This is a genomic window from Alicyclobacillus sp. CIJ1, from assembly GCF_057538885.1.
The window spans coordinates 1-291 of the sequence record NZ_BAAJPH010000099.1 but is presented as its reverse complement, the minus strand read 5'-3'; the positions used below and the strand labels follow the sequence as shown (position 1 = coordinate 291).

General features: G+C 57.0%; 1 pseudogene. It reads right to left on the bottom strand.

The window, feature by feature from the left end:
• Position 1: 1 nt before the first annotated feature.
• Positions 2-291, bottom strand: a pseudogene (locus tag AC27E8_RS06645) (phage repressor protein); the annotation flags it as partial.

Here is a 291-nt window from a genome sequence, read left to right as displayed (position 1 = left end):
ATCAATGCTTGTCCAGCATCACATCCGCCACAGTCGTCACGATGCGTTCCACCGCGTCATCTGACAACCGATCCTCAAAGCCCAAGAGAAGATCCACGAGAAGCCCCACCTTCTGTGCCCGTAGTTGCTCCCTCTCATATTCCAGCCTAGCGACTTTTGGATCCGTGGCATTTGGCATCAACTCGTGCGCCACCCACCGTTGGATCGCGCGTGCATATTCGTCCTTACCCACGAGGGCCAAACGCAAAACGCCTGTCTCACGCACCACCGGGATCTCTTCCTGCCCGTCCA